Here is a 276-nt window from a genome sequence, read left to right on the forward strand (position 1 = left end):
CAATTCGGCCTACGTTCTAAAACCGGGATTGATTTACCCTTTGAAGAAGACGGACAATATGAATTCCATCCATCTAATAAGTTTGAAAATGGGATTTCTGCTTTATTAAATGCCTCTTGGGGAGGAAATGAAGTGCATACCCCTCTTCAACTCGCTCAATATGCAGCAACTTTGGCAAGTAAAGGTGATAAATATAAACCTCAAACTGTAAGTGCAATTATTAGTCCGGACGGTAAGGAAACAAAAAAGTTTAAACCAACTTTAGAAAGTTCAAAT

At 37.0% G+C, this 276-nt stretch carries 1 protein-coding gene; it reads left to right on the plus strand.

The features are described 5' to 3' along the window. Nucleotides 1-276 (plus strand): penicillin-binding transpeptidase domain-containing protein (locus SB717_RS35525; protein WP_410907636.1); only part of this gene is annotated, 276 nt, incomplete at both ends.

This window comes from Priestia sp. SIMBA_032, assembly GCF_046535215.1.
In the GTDB taxonomy this organism is placed as follows: domain Bacteria; phylum Bacillota; class Bacilli; order Bacillales; family Bacillaceae_H; genus Priestia; species Priestia aryabhattai.